Annotated in this window: 14 protein-coding genes; 4 read left to right on the top strand and 10 right to left on the bottom strand. The window is 56.1% G+C overall.

Going from position 1 to position 19354, the window contains the following annotated elements; genetic code table 11:
• Positions 1-31: 31 nt before the first annotated feature.
• The 4 genes from CVE23_RS13650 to pncB form a co-directional block, all read right to left on the bottom strand.
• A complete protein-coding gene (locus tag CVE23_RS13650) occupies positions 32-1144 on the bottom strand; it encodes a porin (RefSeq protein WP_100849747.1) in 1113 nt (370 codons plus the stop codon).
• A gap of 527 nt (positions 1145-1671) precedes the next feature.
• A complete protein-coding gene (locus CVE23_RS13645; protein ID WP_100849746.1) occupies positions 1672-2775 on the bottom strand; it encodes a porin in 1104 nt (367 codons plus the stop codon).
• Positions 2776-3073: 298 nt separating this feature from the next.
• Entirely contained in the window at positions 3074-4474 is a 1401-nt protein-coding gene (gene asnS, locus CVE23_RS13640; protein ID WP_100849745.1) for an asparagine--tRNA ligase, read from the bottom strand.
• A 178-nt stretch (positions 4475-4652) separates the two neighbouring features.
• Complete coding sequence (gene pncB / locus CVE23_RS13635) at positions 4653-5858, bottom strand: nicotinate phosphoribosyltransferase (protein WP_100849744.1); 1206 nt, start codon at positions 5856-5858, stop codon at positions 4653-4655.
• A gap of 610 nt (positions 5859-6468) precedes the next feature.
• Here pncB and pepN point away from each other — a divergent pair.
• Positions 6469-9084, top strand: coding sequence for an aminopeptidase N (pepN, locus tag CVE23_RS13630; RefSeq protein WP_100849743.1), 2616 nt, complete (start codon positions 6469-6471; stop codon positions 9082-9084).
• 106 nt (positions 9085-9190) lie between these two features.
• On the opposite strand, the gene ssuB is transcribed toward pepN, so the two are convergent.
• Genes ssuB through ssuE form a run of 5 tightly spaced genes read right to left on the bottom strand, consistent with a single transcriptional unit; the run spans position 9191 to position 13518 of the window.
• Positions 9191-9997, bottom strand: a complete 807-nt coding sequence (gene ssuB, locus CVE23_RS13625) for an aliphatic sulfonates ABC transporter ATP-binding protein (RefSeq protein WP_049855098.1) — start codon at positions 9995-9997, stop codon at positions 9191-9193.
• Complete coding sequence (gene ssuC, locus CVE23_RS13620) at positions 9994-10785, bottom strand: aliphatic sulfonate ABC transporter permease SsuC (RefSeq protein WP_100849742.1); 792 nt, start codon at positions 10783-10785, stop codon at positions 9994-9996. Before ssuC ends, ssuB begins: the two co-directional genes overlap by 4 nt.
• Before the next feature lie 10 nt (positions 10786-10795).
• The gene (gene ssuD, locus CVE23_RS13615) at positions 10796-11944 is read right to left on the bottom strand and encodes an FMNH2-dependent alkanesulfonate monooxygenase (protein ID WP_038668112.1); all 1149 of its coding nucleotides are present in this window, start codon (positions 11942-11944) and stop codon (positions 10796-10798) included.
• Positions 11945-11973: 29 nt separating this feature from the next.
• The gene (locus CVE23_RS13610; RefSeq protein WP_038919472.1) at positions 11974-12933 is read right to left on the bottom strand and encodes a sulfonate ABC transporter substrate-binding protein; all 960 of its coding nucleotides are present in this window, start codon (positions 12931-12933) and stop codon (positions 11974-11976) included.
• Between the two features lie 30 nt (positions 12934-12963).
• Positions 12964-13518 carry an NADPH-dependent FMN reductase gene (gene ssuE / locus CVE23_RS13605; RefSeq protein ID WP_038919471.1) on the bottom strand — a complete coding sequence of 185 codons (555 nt, stop codon included), beginning with the start codon at positions 13516-13518 and terminating at the stop codon, positions 12964-12966.
• 386 nt (positions 13519-13904) lie between these two features.
• Between ssuE and pyrD the strand changes: the two genes are divergently transcribed.
• Both pyrD and CVE23_RS13595 read left to right on the top strand, forming a co-directional pair.
• On the top strand, positions 13905-14912 hold the full coding sequence (gene pyrD, locus CVE23_RS13600) for a quinone-dependent dihydroorotate dehydrogenase (RefSeq protein WP_038668117.1): 1008 nt from the start codon (positions 13905-13907) through the stop codon (positions 14910-14912).
• A gap of 399 nt (positions 14913-15311) precedes the next feature.
• Positions 15312-15866, top strand: a complete 555-nt coding sequence (locus CVE23_RS13595; protein WP_100849741.1) for a cell division protein ZapC — start codon at positions 15312-15314, stop codon at positions 15864-15866.
• A 57-nt stretch (positions 15867-15923) separates the two neighbouring features.
• Here the strand turns inward: CVE23_RS13595 and CVE23_RS13590 are convergent, their stop codons facing one another.
• On the bottom strand, positions 15924-17027 hold the full coding sequence (locus CVE23_RS13590) for a YcbX family protein (RefSeq protein ID WP_038919467.1): 1104 nt from the start codon (positions 17025-17027) through the stop codon (positions 15924-15926).
• Between the two features lie 201 nt (positions 17028-17228).
• On the opposite strand from CVE23_RS13590, the gene rlmKL reads away from it, so the two are divergent.
• Positions 17229-19352 (top strand): bifunctional 23S rRNA (guanine(2069)-N(7))-methyltransferase RlmK/23S rRNA (guanine(2445)-N(2))-methyltransferase RlmL, encoded by a 2124-nt coding sequence (gene rlmKL, locus CVE23_RS13585; protein ID WP_038919466.1) that lies wholly within the window; start codon positions 17229-17231, stop codon positions 19350-19352.
• The last annotated feature ends 2 nt before the right edge of the window (positions 19353-19354 follow it).

Raw genomic sequence — 19354 nt, 5'->3', positions numbered from 1 at the left:
TTGCCTCTTTACGTTGAAAACGTAAAAGGGATTAGAACTGGTAGGTCAGGCCGGTGAAGACGCTGTTGCCGGTTCTTACGCTGTACGGGTTGTTATCGTTGTCGATCAGGTTGATCGCGTATTCAACAGAGGCGGACAGATTCTTGTTGAAAGAATAAGTCGAACCCACGCTGACATACTTGAGGACATAACCGCTGGTACCTGCACCTGCGCCGGTTTCGTCATCTGCTTTAGCAGAGACGTAAGCCAGAGACGGTTTCAGACCGAAATCGAAGGTATACTGTGCAACAGCTTCAAAGACTTTGGTTTTATCAGCGAATGCAATATTGGCTGCGTTAACGAAAGTCAGGTTGCGGTACTGACCGTAGGTTGCGGCAACGTATACATTGTTCGCATCATATTTCAGACCGGTAGCCCAGGCTTCAGCTTTCTTGCCTTCACCCTGTGCCAGCTGCGCATCAGTGCGGTCCACGGCTTCATAAGAAGCGATGATACCTACGCCAAACGGAGCGGTGTAAGAAGAAGAAACACCCCAGCCGTCGCCATTCTGGCGTTTCAGAGCACGTTGCGGGTTGGAAGAAGAAACAGAGCCATCACCAGTGCGTTCATTTTTGGCCTGATACTGCAGACCAAAGTTCCAGCCATCAACCAGACCGAAGAAGTTCTTGTTGCGATAGGTCAATACGCCAGAGTTACGGCCAGTAATGGTATCGGTGTAGCTGTTATCACCGCCCCATTCCGGCAGTACGTCGGTATAAGAAATACCGTCATAGGCGATGCCTTTGTTACGGCCGTAATCCAGAGAGCCAAATTGGGCAAACTTCAGACCGGCATAGGCATAGCGGGTTTTGCCTTTGCTGCCGTTGGTGTCTTCACCTTCGCTGCCATTGAATTCATATTCGAAACGACCGTAACCAGTCAGGTCGCTATTGATTTTGGTTTCGCCAGTGAAACCTAAACGGGCGTAGGTTTTGTCACCGTCGCCAAACAGCGTTTTGCTCTGATCACCGAAAATGTAACCTGCATGCAGTTTACCGTTCAGATCCAGTTTGTTGCCGTCTTTGTTGTAGATTTCAGCGGCGTTTGCTGCACCAGCAGCCAACAGCGCCGGGATAGCCACTGCCAGAATATTACGTTTCATCATTATGAATACCCTCATTGGTCATATCATCTCGGTTACAGGCAAAAATTCGTCACTAATGGAACTTTCAACCAGTACCGATGTCTTTTGTACCCGGAGGCAGTGTTTCATCCACTATAAGGTTTATCCACCTCACAAATGATACCAAATAGCACTTTGTGAAACAGAAAGAAACTCAATGTTTCAATATGTAAATTTAACTGTGTTTCTGAGTTTTTATCAGACCAATCGGATAGAAAAAATGTAAACATTAATTTTTCTTAAGATTTAAAGGTGATATGGATGATTCTAAAATGAACATAATTAGCGATGTCATTCTTTTATTTTCATAAAATTGCAATGAAAGTCACATTTTATCGCAATGTATGTTGTGGAGAATGAAAGCGGCAAAAATGAGTTATGCATTAGCAATGTATAACTATTTTTAATTATTGTGACGCATGTGGCATAATTAAAAACGCTGGTTGCCGAAGCAAACCAGCGTTTTCTTGCATGATATTGGCCGATTAATTTTCTCGGCACTTCCCAATTTAGAACTGGTAAATCACGCCCGTTGCAACAGTGTTAGCAGTGCCAACGCCATATGGGTTGCTGTCATTGTTAATCAGATTGATTTTATACTCTGCAAACGCAGAGAAGTTTTTGTTAAATGCGTAAGTGGCTGCAACGCTGACATATTTAGTGATGTAAGCGCTGGTTTTCTGAGCTGAGGTATCATCGTCAGCTTTAGCAGAAACGTAAGCCAGAGACGGGGTCAGGCCAAAGTCAAAGTTGTACTGGGCGACAGCTTCGAAGATTTTGGTTTTATCAGCGAAAGTGTTAGGGCCTACAGCACTGAGGTTATGGTACTGACCGTAAGTTGCAGCAACGTATACATTGTTCGCATCATATTTCAGACCAGTTGCCCAAGCTTCAGCTTTTTCGCCGACACCGGTAGCTTTCTGAGCGTCTGTCAGGTCAACAGCTTCGTAAGAGGCGATAACACCAACACCAATCGGAGCGGTGTAAGATGAAGAAACACCCCAACCGTCGCCATTCTGACGGGAGATTTTACGCAGCGGGTTAGACGAAGAAACTGAACCGTCGCCAGTACGTTCGTTTTTGCTCTGATACTGCAGACCGAAGTCCCAGCCATCTACCAAACCAAAGAAGTTTTTGTTGCGGTAAGTAGCAACACCGCTTGAACGACCTGTGATGCTATCAGTTGCGCTCTGGTCGCCACCAAACTCCGGCAGAACATCGGTATAAGAAATACCGTCATAAGCGATACCCAGGTTACGACCGTAATCCAGAGAACCGAAATCAGCGAATTTCAGACCGGCATAAGCATAACGAGTTTTGCCTTTGCTGCCGTTGGTGTCTTCACCTTCTTTGCCGTTAAACTGATATTCAAAACGCCCATAACCAGTTAAATCGCTGTTGATTTTGGTTTCGCCTTTGAAACCCAGACGGGCATAAGTCTGATCGCCGCTGCCATCTGCAGTGGTATTAGCATCAGAGAAATAGTGTTTTGCTGCAACACGGCCATTCAGATCCAGCTTGTTACCGTCTTTGTTGTACACTTCAGCCGCGTTAGCTGCACCGGCAGCCAGCAGAGCAGGAATTACCACTGCAAGAACATTGCGCTTCATCATTATTAATTACCCTCATTGGTGTTATTCAGACTTCTGCATCACAATTAAAAAACCTTAACGGAACTTTATTGCGAGCACAGTTGTCTTCCTGTGTCTTCACGCAGTTTTCCATTCACGCCCTCGTTTATCTACCGTTTAAATGATACTAATTTCGTAAAAACGTAATAATTGGAAAAAATATATTTCAAAATGTAAAAATAAGGGAACTTTATGACACATTCATTAAGCAAAAAAAGAAGGGCACCCATAAGGTGCCCTTCTTAGTGCAGATATCTGTTTTTCTTATGTTATTTTTTGCTTAGAAGGTGGCGCTGCGCGGTGTGCGCGGGAACGGAATAACATCGCGCACATTTTGTACACCGGTTACATAAGCAATCAAACGTTCAAAACCGAGACCGAAACCAGAATGGGGGATGGTGCCGTAACGACGCAGATCGCGGTACCACCAGTAGTCTTCTTTACTGAGTCCCATTTCCTCCAGACGGGCATCCAGTTGTTCCAGACGCTCTTCACGCTGGGAACCACCGATAATTTCGCCGATGCCCGGCGCCAGTACGTCCATTGCCGCCACGGTTTTGCCGTCGCTGTTCATGCGCATATAAAATGCTTTGATATCTTTCGGGTAGTTTTTGACGACGACAGGCGCCTGGAAGTGTTTTTCTGCCAGATAGCGTTCGTGCTCGGAAGACAGGTCGATGCCCCAGGAAACCGGGTTTTCAAATGTCTGCCCACAGTTTTCCAGGATAGTGATAGCATCGGTGTAATCCACCTGGGCGAAGTCAGAGCTGACAAAACGCTCCAGCCGGCTGATGGCGTCTTTATCCACGCGTTCAGCAAAGAATTTCATGTCATCGGCACGTTCTTCCAGTACGGCCTTGAACACGAACTTCAACAGGTTTTCCGCCAGCGCGGCGACGTCGTCCAGCGTTGCAAACGCCACTTCCGGCTCGATCATCCAGAACTCCGCCAGGTGGCGGCTGGTGTTGGAGTTTTCAGCACGGAAGGTCGGCCCAAAGGTGTAGATTTTAGACAGGGCGCAGGCATAGGTTTCGCCGTTAAGCTGGCCGGATACGGTCAGGAATGCTTCTTTACCGAAGAAATCTTCGCTGAAATCCACTTTGCCCTGATCGTTGCGCGGCAGGTTTTCCAGATCCAGTGTGGATACCCGGAACATTTCGCCGGCGCCTTCGGTATCGGAGGCGGTAATGATCGGGGTGGAAACCCAGTAGAAACCGCTCTGATGGAAGAAGCGATGGATAGCCTGCGCCAGCGTGTGACGCACACGGGCGACGGCGCCGACCAGGTTGGTGCGTGGGCGCAAATGCGCGACTTCACGCAGGTATTCGATGCTGTGGCGTTTGGCCGCCATCGGATAGGTATCGGGATCTTCCACCCAGCCGACTATCTTGATTTCGGTCGCCTGCAGCTCAAAACTTTGGCCTTCGCCGGGAGATTCCACCACCTTGCCGGTGACTTCCACCGAACAACCGGTAGTCAAACGCAGAACATCGCTCTGGTAATTGGCAAGATTATTATTGACGACGGCCTGTAGCGAATCAAAGCAGGAACCGTCATAGACGGCAATAAAGGAAATACCGGCTTTAGAGTCTCTCCGGGTACGTACCCAGCCGCGCACGGTGACGTCACTGTCAACGGCGACACGGCCTTGCAGTACGTCGACTACAGGCACTACGCTCATAACATTCTCTCTATTGGTGAAATTTAATGGGTAACTGTCACTGCCCAGCAACGGGCGTTTCGTTATGTTACTTGTCGTTAGGCAGGACACAAGCAGAAATCACCGGAACGCGCCAAGTTTTACGCGATTCCGGTGCTGCCGGCTTAAAGAGTAGTCAGTCGTACAGGAGGCACGATGCTCAGGAGGCTTTTTTCACTCGCGGCAGATCAAACGCCTTGCGCAGCGCGCTGACGAACGCCTGATCCTGGCAAATGGTTTTTCCCGGGCTGTCTGACAGCTTGGCTACCGGTTTGCCGTTGCACTCCACCAGTTTGATGACGATATTCAACGGTTTGACGCCGGGGATATCGCAGGTCAGGCGGGTGCCGATACCGAAGACCACGTTGATGCGTTGCCCGAAGTGACGGTAAAGGTGCAGCGTTTTTTCCAGATTGAGGTTATCGGAAAACACCAGCGTTTTGCTCATCGGATCGATATCCAGCGCGTGATAATGGGCGATGGCTTTTTCACCCCATTCGATCGGGTCGCCGGAGTCATGCCGTAATCCCTGATAGCGCCGGGCGAATTGCCGGTCGAAGTCGCGCAGGAAAGCGTCCATGGTGATGCAGTCGGTCAGCGCGATACCGAGCTGCTCCGGATATTCCTGCAGCCAGGCGTCCAGCGCGGCCCGTTGACTGTTGGCCAGCGTCGGGCTGATCTGCTGATGAGCCTGGAACCATTCGTGCGCCTGGGTACCGACCGGCGTCAGTTGCAGGCGTCGCGCCAGATCGTAGTTGCTGGTGCCGATCAGATAAGGGAACTCCGCCTTGAGAGTCCGCACGATCTGGTGCTGAACCTCACGAGAGAAACGACGGCGGGTGCCGAAATCCATCAGTCTGAAACGGCTGAGGTCGGTATCGGCGCTGTGCTGGCGAAAACGCGCCAGCGTGTCGTGCAACTGGCTGAGCGCGGCGGCGACGTGCTCGCCGGGCGTGCGGGCGCGGTGCACCACTTCACTGATGACCGCCAGCAGCGGCACTTCCCACAGAATCACTTCGCGCCACGGCCCGGTGATACGAATATCCAGCTTGCCCTGATGATTGCTGACGCGGATTTGCGCCGGATTAAAGCGGAAGGTTTTCAGCCAGTCGAGATAGTCGGTTTTGAAAAACGGCAGGGAAGCGAGGTAGGCGTACTCATCGTCATGCAGCGACAGTTGGCTCATGGCCTCTACCTGCGCCCGGATCTCATCGGCATAGCACCCTAACAACTCATCGCCGCGGCAGCGAAATTCAGCGGCCACATGCACATCATGATAGTGATGGTAGACCGCTTGCTGCATATGCAGTTTATAGGCGTCGGTATCCAGCAATGAGGTCAGTATCGGGGCAGTGTGTAAAGTCATAATGCGTTACCGCATCCTCGTTTAATACAATTTACAAGCTAATGCAAGTGACTGTCTTGGTCATCGACAGCGAGAGCCAACTGTCTGTTCAATTGGGCTTATCACATCATATTGGGCGGATGAAGGCGAGATTCAATCGTGCGATTGTGACAAAAAAGTATCTGTTTTTACCGCCTATTTAACATGAGTGGTTGAATTATAATGTTTTTTATACTAAACAAAATTACCGGGAAAATCGACTTACCGTCACGACAGCATATGAAAAGCAGGAAAGTTTGCATTCCGACAGTCACTCCCCTTTAATAGACGTAACAGCCTGTTGAATAACGGAACTGCGTACAAAGTAGACGGGATCAGGCACGTAAGCAGGCGATAATGCGGTTTCCCGCTTACCGGCGGATAAATGCCGGCGCAGGGAGGCTGTTTACCCCTGTTTACTGTGTGAATACATAAAAGACGGCGATTATTGCCCGACTGCGCGGGTTCTTCGTAGCCGGTAGCATTCGGTGTGTTAACCGCGTTTTTGTTCTTCTATATATAAGGAAGAACGAATGCGCAGCCAGGGCATCCTGCGCCGTCATCATTACTGCTGTCATTAAGGTAATCAGTCATGAGTCAACAACCACAAGTCAAATACCGGCACGATTACCGCGCGCCGGACTATACCATTACCGACATCGCGCTGGATTTTGACCTGCACCCGGAACAGACCCGGGTGGTAGCCGTCAGCCAGGTAGTGCTGCAAGGAGAGCAGGGCGCAGCGCTGAAACTGGATGGTGAAGGACTGAAATTACTGAGCGTGCAGGTCGATGGTCAGGACTGGCAGGCGCACCGTTTGCTGGAAGGCGGCCTGGAACTGACCGGGTTGCCGGAGAAATTCACGCTGCGGATTGAAACGGAAATCAGCCCGGCGACCAACAGCGCGCTGGAAGGGTTGTATCAGTCAGGCGAAGCGCTGTGCACCCAATGCGAAGCGGAAGGATTCCGCCACATCACCTATTATCTGGACCGCCCGGATGTATTGGCGCGTTTCACCACCCGTATTACCGCCGATAAGGCGCGCTACCCGTACCTGCTCTCCAACGGTAACCGTGTGGCGCAGGGTGAACAGGGCGAAGGCCGCCACTGGGTGGAATGGCAAGATCCGTTCCCGAAACCCTGCTACCTGTTTGCGCTGGTGGCCGGCGATTTTGATGTGCTGCGCGACAGTTTCATCACCCGTTCCGGTCGAGAAGTGGCGCTGGAGCTGTTCGTGGATCGCGGCAATCTCGACCGCGCCGACTGGGCGATGACCTCGCTGAAGAACGCCATGAAGTGGGATGAAACCCGCTTTGGCCTGGAATACGACCTCGACATTTATATGATCGTGGCGGTGGATTTCTTCAACATGGGGGCGATGGAGAACAAGGGGCTGAACATTTTCAACTCCAAGTTTGTGCTGGCCAAGGCTGAAACCGCCACCGACAAGGATTACCTCGGTATCGAAGCGGTGATCGCCCATGAATATTTCCACAACTGGACCGGTAACCGCGTGACCTGCCGCGACTGGTTCCAACTGAGCCTGAAAGAAGGGCTGACGGTGTTCCGCGACCAGGAGTTCAGCTCCGACGTCGGCTCCCGCCCGGCCAATCGTATCGACAACGTGCGCGTCATGCGCGGCGCACAGTTCGCCGAAGACGCTAGCCCGATGTCCCACCCGATTCGTCCGGATCAGGTTATCGAGATGAATAACTTCTACACCCTGACGGTTTATGAAAAAGGGTCGGAAGTGATTCGTATGATGCACACGCTGCTGGGTGAAGAGAAATTCCAGGCGGGAATGCGACTGTATTTTGATCGTCATGACGGCAGCGCCGCCACCTGTGACGATTTTGTGCAGGCGATGGAGGACGCGTCCAGCGTCGATCTGTCCCAGTTCCGCCGCTGGTACAGCCAGTCCGGCACGCCGGTGGTGACGGTACGCGACGATTACGACGCCGCCACCCGTCAGTACCGCCTGCACGTCAGCCAGACGACGCCGGTCGGCGCCGATAAGCAACCCAAGCTGCCGCTGCATATCCCGCTGGATGTGGAATTGTACGATACCGAAGGGCTGGTGATCTCGCTGCGTCAGAAAGGGCAGAAGCTGGGTTCGGTGCTGAACGTGACCGAAGCGGAACAGACGTTCGTGTTTGACGATGTCCCCTGCCAGCCGGTGCCGTCGCTGCTGCGCGAATTCTCCGCGCCGGTAAAACTGAACTACCCCTGGAGCGATGAGCAACTGACGTTCCTGATGCGTCACGCCAGCAATGCGTTTTCCCGCTGGGACGCGGCTCAGAGTCTGCTGGCCAACTACATCCGCCTGAACGTGGCGCGTTATCAGCAGAAACAGCCGTTGTCGCTGCCGATGCACGTGGTGGATGCGTTCCGCGGCGTGCTGCTGGATGACCAACTGGATCCGATGCTGGCGTCTCAGATCCTGTCGCTGCCGAGCGAAAACGAAATGGCCGAACTGCTTGACGTCATCGATCCGGACGCTATCGCCGCGGTGCGTCAGTCGCTGGTGCAAACGCTGGCGCAGGAAATGGCGGATGAACTGCTGGCGGTATATCGCGCCAACAAACTGGCGTCCTACCGCGTTGATCAGCAGGATATGGGCAAACGTGCGCTGCGCAATGTGTGCCTGAGCTATCTGGCGTTTGCCGATCGCTCCCAGGCGGACGCGCTGGCGGCGGCGCAGTTTACCGATGCCGACAACATGACCGATTCGCTGGCGGCGATGGCGGCGGCTGTCGCTGCGCAACTGCCGAGCCGGGATACGCTGCTGGCGGCCTTTGACGAGCGCTGGCATCAGGATGGTCTGGTGATGGACAAATGGTTCGTCCTGCAGGCCAGCAGCCCGGCCAGCGACGTGTTGAACCGGGTGCGTGAATTGCTCAACCACCGTTCCTTCAGCCTGAACAACCCCAACCGTCTGCGTTCGCTGGTCGGCTCGTTCTGTGCGGGCAACCCGTCGGCGTTCCACGCGGTAGACGGCAGCGGCTATCAGTTCCTGACGGAGATGCTCAGCGATCTGAACACCCGCAACCCGCAGGTGGCTTCCCGCCTGATTGAACCGCTGATTCGCTTCAAGCGTTACGACAGCAACCGTCAGGCGCTGATGCGTCAGGCGCTGGAAACGCTGAAAGGGCTGGAAAACCTGTCCGGCGATCTGTTCGAGAAGATAACGAAAGCGCTGGGGGCGTAAGCGCAACCAAAATAATATCAGTGTATTATTGATATTATGGCAATAATAAAGAACCACCGCTGTCGACAGTCGGTGGTTTTTTTATACCTGGAATGGGGAACATATATCAGGCATGCGCCTGCGATCGGTGCGGTGCATCGCGGGACACGGTTGGCGTCAAAATCCGCTCCAGCACCTGCGCTTCCAGTTCGGCCAGCCGGGCGGAGCCGCGGCGACGCGGTCGCGGCAGGTCAATCGCCACATCCAGCCCGACCCGGCCTTCTTCGATCAGGATCACCCGGTCGGCCAGCGCGACGGCTTCGCTGACGTCGTGGGTCACCAGCAGTACGGTAAATCCCTGTTGCAGCCATAGGGATTCGATCAGCCCCTGCATTTCGATACGCGTCAGCGCGTCCAGCGCGCCAAGCGGTTCATCCAGCAATAACAGACCGGGACGATGGATCAGCGCGCGCGCCAGCGCCACCCGTTGTTTTTGCCCGCCGGACAGCGCGGCCGGCCAGTCGGCGGCCCGTGATGACAGCCCGACCGCGTCCAGCGCCTGATGCGCAGCCGTGCGCCATTCGCCGCGCAATCCCAGTCCGACGTTGTCGAGCACCCGCTTCCAGGGCAACAACCGTGCTTCCTGAAACATCAGCCGGATATCGTCGCGCGCCTGATGCAGCGGGGCGCGGCCGGCCAGCAATTCCCCGCCGCTGGCGTGCTCCAGACCAGCCAGCAGGCGCAGCAGGGTGCTCTTACCGCAGCCGCTGCGGCCGACTACGGCGACGAACTGACCGGCCGGAATGTGCAGGTGTACGTCATGCAGAATAGTGCGCTGACCATAGCGCTTGGTGACGCCGTTGATCAGCAACGGGGTGCCGGCGTTAAGGCGGGCCGGCGCAGCGGTATTGAGCGCAGTGGTGTCGAGAGTCATGCGTGTTCCTCCGTTAATTGCCAACTGGGGTGCCAACGCAGCCAGATGCGTTCCAGCGTCAGGGCGATGACGTCAGCCAGCTTGCCCAGCAGGGCGTACAGAATGATCGCCACCACCACCACATCGGTTTGCAGAAATTCGCGGGCGTTCATCGCCAGATAGCCGATGCCGGAACTGGCGGAGATGGTTTCCGCTACGATCAGCGTCAGCCACATCAAGCCGAGCGAGAAACGCACGCCGACCATGATCGAGGGCAGCGCGCCGGGCAGCAGCACCTCGCGGAACAGCCGGAAGCCGGACAGGCCGTAACTGCGCGACATTTCCAGCAGGCCGCTGTCGATATTGCGGATGCCGTGATAGGTGTTGAGGTAGACAGGGAACAGGGTGCCGAGCGCCACCAGAAAGATCTTGGCGCTCTCTTCAATGCCGAACCACAGAATCACCAGTGGGATCAATGCCAGATGCGGCACGTTGCGCAGCATCTGCACCGAGGTGTCCAGCAGGCGCTCGCCGGTGCGGGACAGCCCGGTAATAAAGCCAAGCGCCAGCCCCAGCGCACCGCCGATGGCAAACCCGATCAGCGCACGCCAGGTACTGATACTGAGGTGCTGCCACAGTTCACCGCTGCGGGTCAGCCGCCAGAAGGTCACGGCAATCGCTTCCGGCGAAGGCAGGATCCGGGTGGAGAGCCAGCCGACGCTGGACGCGAGCTGCCAGACCGCCACCAGCAGCAGCGGCAGCAGCCAGGGCGTCAGGCGTTCGGTAATAAGCGTCAGTGTCTTGCGCATGCGGCCGCCCTCAGCTCTGCGCCGCTTTCAGCAGCGGGACAAACTCGTTGCCGACGATTTCGCCTTGCGAACGCAGAGGCTGCGGTTGCGGCACTTCCGGTACCGCCACATCCAGATGTGGAAACAGCAGTTCGCCCACTTTGTAGGCTTCCTCCAGATGCGGATAGCCGGACAGAACAAACGTATCGATGCCCAGATCGGCGTATTCCTGAATGCGTTGCGCCACGGTTTGCGGGTCGCCCACCAGTGCGGTGCCAGCACCGCCGCGCACCAGACCGATGCCGGCCCACAGGTTGGGGCTGATCTCCAGCTTGTCGCGGCGACCGCCGTGCAGCGCCACCATGCGTTGCTGGCCCACCGAGTCAAAACGTTTCAGCGATGCCTGCGCCTGAGCGATGGTGTCGTCGTCCAGCCGGGAGATCAGGCGGTTGGCGGCCTGCCAGGCCTCTTCATTGGTTTCGCGCACAATGACGTGCAGGCGGATGCCGAAACGTACGCTGCGCCCTTGTGCGGCGGCTTTGGCCCGTACGCTATCCAGCTTTTCTTTTACCTGCGCCGGCGGCTCGCCCCAGGTGAGGTAGAGTTCTACCTGTTCGGCGGCCAGATCCAGCGCCGCGTCGGATGAACCGCCGAAGTAGAGCGGCGGACGCGGCTGTTGTACCGGCGGGTAGTGCAGCTTGGCGCCTTTCACCTGAATGTGCTTGCCGTCGTAATCGACGGTTTCGCCTTCCAGCACCCGCCGCCAGATACGGGTAAATTCGGCGGACGCTTCATAGCGTGCTTCATGATCGAGAAACAGCCCTTCGGCGGCCAGTTCGTCCGGGTCGCCGCCGGTCACCAGATTAAACAGCGCCCGGCCGTTGGACAGCCGATCCAGCGTGGCGGCCTGACGGGCGGCCAGCGTGGGCGAGATGATCCCGGGGCGTAGCGCCACCAGAAAACGCAGACGCTGGGTGACCGGGATCAGCGATGACGCCACCAGCCAGGAGTCTTCGCAGGAACGGCCGGTAGGGATCAGCACGCCGCCGAAACCCAGTCGGTCCGCCGCTTGCGCGATCTGTTGCAGGTAACCGTAATCAACCGGGCGAGCGTTTTCGCCTTTGCCAAAGTAGTGCCCATCGCCGTGAGTGGGCAGGAACCAGAAAATATTCAGACTCATTGTCATCGTCTCCATGAAATCAGGCAGGATTAGTGTGCTGCCGGGGCGCGCCAGATGCGGCTGGCGACATCCAGCCTGGTGGGAATCAGGCGGTTTTCGTAAAACAGGTCGGCGGTGTGCTGCTGCGCTTGCAGAGTGCGTTCATCCACCGGTTTGATCACCGTCACCGGACGATGATCGAAATAGGTGCTGATAACCGCTTCCGGCAACCCCATGGCGTTGGCCAGCAACGTAACGCTTTGCGAACGCTGGCTGATGGTCAGGGCGTCGGCCTGGGTCAGCGTATTGAGTAACTGTTGCAGGAAAGCGCCGTGTTGTTCGGCATAACGGCGGGACGCCAGGTAAAACGAACCGGTCAGATTCAGGTCGGTACCGTCGGCCAGTACCCGCACGCCGCCTTGCAGCAGCGCGGCGGAATAGTAGGGATCCCAGATGGTCCAGGCATCAACGTTACCCTGCTGGAATGCGGCGCGAGCGTCGGCCGGCGTCAGGTAGGTCGGCTGAATATCGGCGAATGTCAGCCCTGCTTTCTGCAGATTGCGCAGCAGCAGGTTGTGGGAACTGGATCCTTTCTGGAACGCCACCTTGCGGCCTTTCAGGTCGGCGACGGTTTTGATCGGGCTGTCGCTCTTGACCAGAATCACTTCGGCTTTAGGTTTGGGCGGTTCGACACCGATGTAGACCAGATCGGCGCCGGCGGCCTGTGCGAAGAGCGGCGGGATATCGCCGGTACTGCCGACATCGATGCTGCCGATGTTCAGCGCTTCCAGCATTTGCGGCCCGGCTGGAAATTCAATCCAGCTGATTTTGGTGTGCGGGAACTGTTTTTCCAGCAACTGATGGGTCTTAGCCAGCACCAGGCTGACCGAACCTTTCTGAAAACCGATACGCAACTGTTCAGGGTCGCTGGCCGCGTGGGCGAGAGCGGACACGCCGAGCGCGCCAGAGAACAGCAGTGTCAGGGCGGCTTGTTTAATCCGGGACAACATAGCATTTCTTTCCTTATATAAAGCAGCCGGTCAGGCGCTCTGACGCAAGGGTTCGGGCTGACGGCGAATCAATGCCTGAAAGAAGATATTCAGGGCGTCTTGCAGACGGGCTTCCAGCGCATCGCTGAAGATCGGGGTTCGGTCGTAGTGGCTGATCTGGCTGTCATCTGCGAACACGCCCTGCAGAATTTCCTGTGCTTTCAGCGCGTTCAGCACCGGTTTAAGGCTGTAATCCACAGCCAGCATGTGGGCGACGGAGCCGGCGGTGGACAGCGGCAGCACCACTTTGTGTTCCAGCGCTCGCTCCGGCAACACGTCCAGCAGCGCTTTCAGGCCGCCGGAAAACGACGCTTTGTAAATCGGGGTGGCGATCAGCAGGCCGTCGGCGCTGGCGAGTTGTTCATTCAGGGTTTGCAGCGCTGGGCTGTCGAAACGGGCATTGAGCAGGTCTTCCGGCGGAAAGTTGTGCAGGTGCCACGGCAACACCTCGGCGCCTTTGGCTTCCAGCCATTTTCCGGCGTGATGCAATAAAGCGGTTGAACGGGAAGGGTAACGCGGGCTACCTGCCAGTGTTATAACGCGCATGGTGACTCCTTATATACCCGTCATACTTCAAGTTGCCGATGCGTTGGCTTTATTACTCGGCCCATCCCTGGGCCTCGCCCCTTGCGGGGCCGCAGCACGCTGCGTCGCCGGCTTTCTGCAACTCGAACTATCTAGGGTATAACCAATAATTATCAATTATCACGATTTAATAACAGTTTGGTCAGTCTGGCAGACGCGGCGGCGGTTCGAAAAATGATTTATTGTGGAATGGAAAGTGAAAAAACGAATAAAAAATCCGCAATGCGCGGCGTATAAAGGAAAACGATTGCGTCGTCGCGGCGTTTTTTGGCCCAGGTCAATTCCCTTTCGCCTGACGATGGACGATAATACGCCCCCGGTTTGTAACCGGGAATCCAGGAGAAGTCATGTATCCCCTCATTCGTAAAGCGTTATTCCAGCTCGACCCTGAACAGGCGCACGAGTTTACCCTGCATCAGCTGCGCCGCATTACCCACACTCCGTTTGAATGGTTGGTTCGCCAGTCGGTTCCCACCAAGCCGGTGACCTGCATGGGGCTGTCGTTCCGCAATCCGCTGGGGCTGGCCGCCGGGCTGGATAAGGACGGCGAGTGTATCGATGCGCTCGGCGCCATGGGGTTCGGCTTTATTGAAGTCGGCACCGTTACGCCGCGCCCGCAGCCGGGCAATGACAAGCCGCGTTTGTTCCGGGTGGTGGAAGCCGAAGGGCTGATCAACCGCATGGGCTTCAACAATCGCGGGGTGGATAATCTGGTGGAGAATGTCAAACAGTCGCGTTTTGGCGGCGTGCTTGGCATCAATATCGGCAAGAATAAAGACACGCCGGTGGAACAGGGAAAAGACGATTACCTGATTTGTATGGATAAGGTCTATTCCCATGCCGGTTATATTGCCATCAATATTTCCTCTCCCAATACGCCGGGATTACGCACGCTGCAATATGGCGATGCGCTGGATGATTTGTTACAGGCTGTAAAAAATAAACAGGCTGAGCTGCACGCCCATTATCAGAAATATGTGCCGGTCGCGGTAAAAATTGCGCCGGATCTTTCTGAAGAAGAATTGATCCAAATTGCCGACAGTCTGGTGCGCCATAATATCGATGGCGTGATCGCCACCAATACGACGTTGGATCGTCAATTGATCCAGGGGCTGAATCATTGCGGGCAAACCGGTGGATTAAGCGGGCGTCCATTGCAGTCGCGCAGCACCGAAGTGATTCGTCGTCTGTCGCAGGAATTGCAGGGGCGGTTGCCGATTATTGGCGTAGGCGGAATTGATTCGGTGGTCGCCGCCAGAGAAAAATTAGCTGCCGGGGCGACGCTGGTTCAGATTTATAGCGGATTTATTTATCGCGGACCGCGTCTGATTAAAGATATTGTTACCCATATCTGATTTTTTCATTCCTGCTATACGGCGTGGGGGTTTATTTCTCCTCCGCGCTGGTCTATATTTTCTTCGTTTGTGCAAAAATACAGCATCACATGCCTGATGGGTTATTTTTAACGCGGTCGCACCCGACGAATGGCGTAATACCCTAAATAATTCGAGTTGCAGGAAGGCGGCAAGTGAGTAAATCCCGATGAGCTTACTCAGGTAAGTGATTCGGGTGAACGAACGCAGCCAACACACCTGCAACTTGAAGTATGACGGGAATACCCTAAATAATTCGAGTTGCAGGTATGTTGGTTGCGCTAATTCATTCCGGTTGCTTATTGATGTGGTGGCCGATTATTCATCCGGGCCTGTTTTCCGGTACTTTGGCATCAGCAAGGCATAACTGAAGGTAATACGATGAAATTAATCCCTGACGATAGCTGGCGCTGGTATTTCGATACCGAACAGGCGCGCCTGATGCTCGACTTGGCTAACGGCGTGGTATTCCGTTCCCGTTTTTCTTCCTCAATGCTGACGCCGGATGCCTTTATGCCGAGCGTGTTCTGCGTGGAGGATGCCGCGCTGTTTTTCACCTATCAGGAGAAATGCCAGGCGCTGGCGTTGTCCGCCGAAGCCCGGGCTGAGCTGGTGCTGAATGCGCTGGTGGCTAACCGTTTCCTGAAACCGATGATGCCGAAAAGCTGGCACTTTGTGGCTCAGGGCGCGGTCGCATCATCACCGCAAACCGGCGATCAGGTTAGCGTGCAGTTGAATGAACGCCCGGAGGCGGCGAATTTTATGGTGGTGGAAGCCGGGGATAAAGCCAGCCTGTGCGTGCTGGCGCAGGAGCAGTTGGCAATCAGCGGCAAGACCATGCAACTGGGCGACGCCATCAAAATCATGCATGACCGTCTGCGCCCTGTTGCGGATAAGAACGACGAAACATCGCCGCATTACGCTTTCGCCGGCTAAGAACCTATCTCAATCGGGCTTTTTACCGTCACTCATTCATCGCATTACTGGCGGCTGTCAGGCTAACTGGATATCTCCTGCCGGAATGCAACTGCACGCCAGAATCGTCCCGTCTTCGCCCAGCGCGCTGGCTTTCAGCGGCGACACTTCGCCATCGGTCAACGTCAGTCGACAGCAACCGCACAGCCCGGCCCGGCAGGAATAGGGCACGCGGATCCCCTGTTGTTCGAGCTGTTCCAGCAGGATTTGCTGATTGTTGCCGGTAAAGCGCTGACCCTGATACGCGATCTGCACCGCTTTGACGGCGCTGGCCTGCGGCGTCAAACTTTCAGTGGCGGCGCCCGCGCCATAAGGCCGCGGCGGTTTGGTGGCGAGGATCTCGACGCTGTCGCCGGCGCGAATGACGCCGCTGTTGCGGGCGATCAGATTCATGCCGAAATCTACGTCGCCGTTTTCCGCCGTACGGTATTGCTGCAGCGTCGTCAGCGGCTCGCCGGACGGATGACGGCGCCCGCGTTCGACGCTCACCGTGGTCAGGACGCAGCGGCTGCAGGGTTTGGTCACATCGAACACTACTTCGCCGACCCGCACGGTCTGCCAGCTGTCTTCGGCGTAAGCCTCGGCGCCGCTGACGATCAGATTAGGGCGGAACTGCTCGATGCGGATGCCTGCGCTGCAACGGCGGCGCAGATCGTCGAATGAGGCGTCGTTGATCAGCAGGAAAGGGTAGCCGTCGGCAAACCCCAGCGGAATATCCGGGCGGCGTTTGACGCGGCGCGACGGTTCCGGTCCTTGCCAGCGCAGTTGCACCGGACGCTGCAGATAATCGCTCAGCCAGCGGTTAACCGCTTCCGGCGCGATGCGGGCCTGAAAATGGTTGCCCCAGACTTCGGTCGGTGCGGTAGCGGGGGCGAAATCGTCAAAGCGCACCAGGCATGTCCGGCCGTCGGGCGCGGACAGGAAAACGCCATCGTGGGTCAGCGCCGGCGTGAACAGTACCAGTTGCGGAAACTGGCGGGCGGTAATGAAGGTGCCATCGGGCTCGGTGATCATGAAGATGCGGTCAAACGCCAGGCCGCTGGCGCTGGCCATCGCCTGCGACAACTGGATACCGCGCATGGATTTGACCGGGTGAACAAAAAGCCGACTTAACACGATCACGGTGAGGATTTCCTTGCTGACGTAAAGCGGCAACTTTATGACAAGCCGCCGGGATTAGCTATAATGCGCCTCAATTTTCTTTAAGGCTCCCGGTTTTCCTGAGGGCGCGTTTTTCCAGGGCGCTTTCTGGTTGGGGAGCGTTCTTTATTAAGCTAGTTCTTCATTAAGGTACTAGTTCTTCATTAAGGTAATAGTCGCGATATGAACTCTCTGTTTGCCAGCACGGCGCGTGGTCTGGAAGAATTGTTAAAAAGTGAACTTGAAGCGCTGGGCGCGCAGCATTGCACCGTGGTGCAGGGCGGGGTGCACTTTCAGGGAGACGATCGGCTGCTGTACCAAAGCCTGATGTGGAGCCGGCTGGCGTCGCGCATCCTGCTGCCGCTCAACGAGTTTAAAGTCTACAGCGATCTGGACCTGTATCTGGGCGTGCAGGCGGTGGACTGGAGCTCGGTATTCAGCGTCAACCACACTTTTGCGGTGCATTTCACCGGCACCAATGACGAGATTCGCAACAGTCAGTACGGTGCGCTCAAGGTCAAGGACGCGATTGTGGACAGCTTTAGCCGCAAAACCGGCCAGCGCCCGGACGTCGCCCGTCAGCAGCCCGATATCCGTATTAATGTGTTTCTGCAACGCGAGAAAGCCAGCGTGGCGCTGGACCTGAGCGGCGAGAGTCTGCATCTGCGCGGTTATCGCGAAATGGCCGGGCAGGCGCCGCTGAAGGAGAATCTGGCGGCGGCGATCGTGTTGCGATCCGGCTGGGAAGCCGGCACGCCGATGGTGGATCCGATGTGCGGCTCCGGCACGCTGCTGATTGAGGCGGCAATGATGGCGGCGGATCGCGCGCCCGGTTTGCACCGTCAGCACTGGGGTTTCCTGGCCTGGCAGCAGCATAACCCGACGCTGTGGAAAAGCATCACCACCGAGGCGCAGGAGCGCGCCCGGGCCGGCCTGCAAGCCACGTCTTCCCGGTTCTTTGGCTCCGATGTTGACCGCCGCATGGTGGACATCGCCAGCGCTAACGCGCGCCGCGCCGGGGTCAGTTCCCTGATTCGGTTTGAATCCGCCGACGCCACGCAACTGAAAAATCCGCTGCCGCAGGGGCCGACAGGTACGGTGGTCAGCAACCCGCCTTACGGCGAGCGTCTGGAGAGCGAGCCGGCGCTGATTGCGTTGCATAACCTGCTCGGCCGCAAAATGAAAAGCGAATTCGGCGGCTGGAAACTGTCGCTGTTTAGCGCCTCGCCGGAACTGCTCAGTTGCCTGCAACTGCGTGCCGATCGCCAGTTCAAGGCCAAAAACGGCCCGCTGGAGTGCGTACAGAAAAATTATCAACTGGCGGAAAAAGAAGACGGCGCTGAGAACACGGCGACGTTCGCCGAGGATTTCGCCAATCGTCTGCGTAAAAATCTGCGCAAGCTGGAGAAATGGGCCGCGCAGCAGGGGATCGAATGTTATCGCCTGTATGACGCCGACCTGCCGGAATATAACGTGGCGGTGGACCGTTACGGCGAGCGGGTGGTGATTCAGGAGTATGCGCCGCCGAAAAGCGTCGATGCCCAGAAAGCCCGCCAGCGGTTGTTTGATGTGATCAACGCCACCCTGAGCGTGCTGGGGTTGCCCGCCAGCCATCTGGTGCTGAAAACCCGCGAACGTCAAAAAGGCAATAGCCAGTACGAAAAACTGGCCGAGAAAGGCGAGTTTCTGCAGGTATCGGAATTCAACGCCAAACTGTGGGTCAACCTGACCGACTATCTGGACACCGGGCTGTTTCTCGATCACCGCATCGCCCGCCGCATGCTGGGCGAGATGAGCAACGGCAAGGATTTCCTCAACCTGTTCGCCTACACCGGCAGCGCCAGCGTGCACGCCGGGCTGGGCGGCGCGCGTTCCACCACCACGGTGGACATGTCGCGCACTTATCTGGAATGGGCGGAGAAAAACCTGCGCCTCAACGGCCTGACCGGTCGCCAGCACCGGCTGCTCCACGCTGATTGTCTGGCGTGGATGCGCGAGACTCGTGAACAGTTTGACCTGATTTTTATCGACCCGCCGACCTTCTCCAACTCCAAGCGGATGGACGAGTCGTTCGATGTGCAGCGTGACCACCTGATGCTGATGACTCAGCTCAAACGTATGCTGCGCCCCCGCGGCACCATTCTATTTTCCAACAACAAACGCGGATTCCAGATGGATCTGGCCGGACTGGCCGCGCTGGGACTGGAGGCGAAGGAAATTACCGGACAAACCTTGTCGCAGGATTTCGCCCGTAACCGTCAGATTCACAACTGCTGGCTGCTGAAACACGCCGGCGAGGAAAAATAACT

It is taken from the genome of Dickeya fangzhongdai, assembly GCF_002812485.1.
GTDB classification, from domain to species: domain Bacteria; phylum Pseudomonadota; class Gammaproteobacteria; order Enterobacterales; family Enterobacteriaceae; genus Dickeya; species Dickeya fangzhongdai.
The sequence above is the reverse complement of the archived record's forward strand: the minus strand, read 5'-3'. Positions and strand labels throughout refer to the sequence as shown.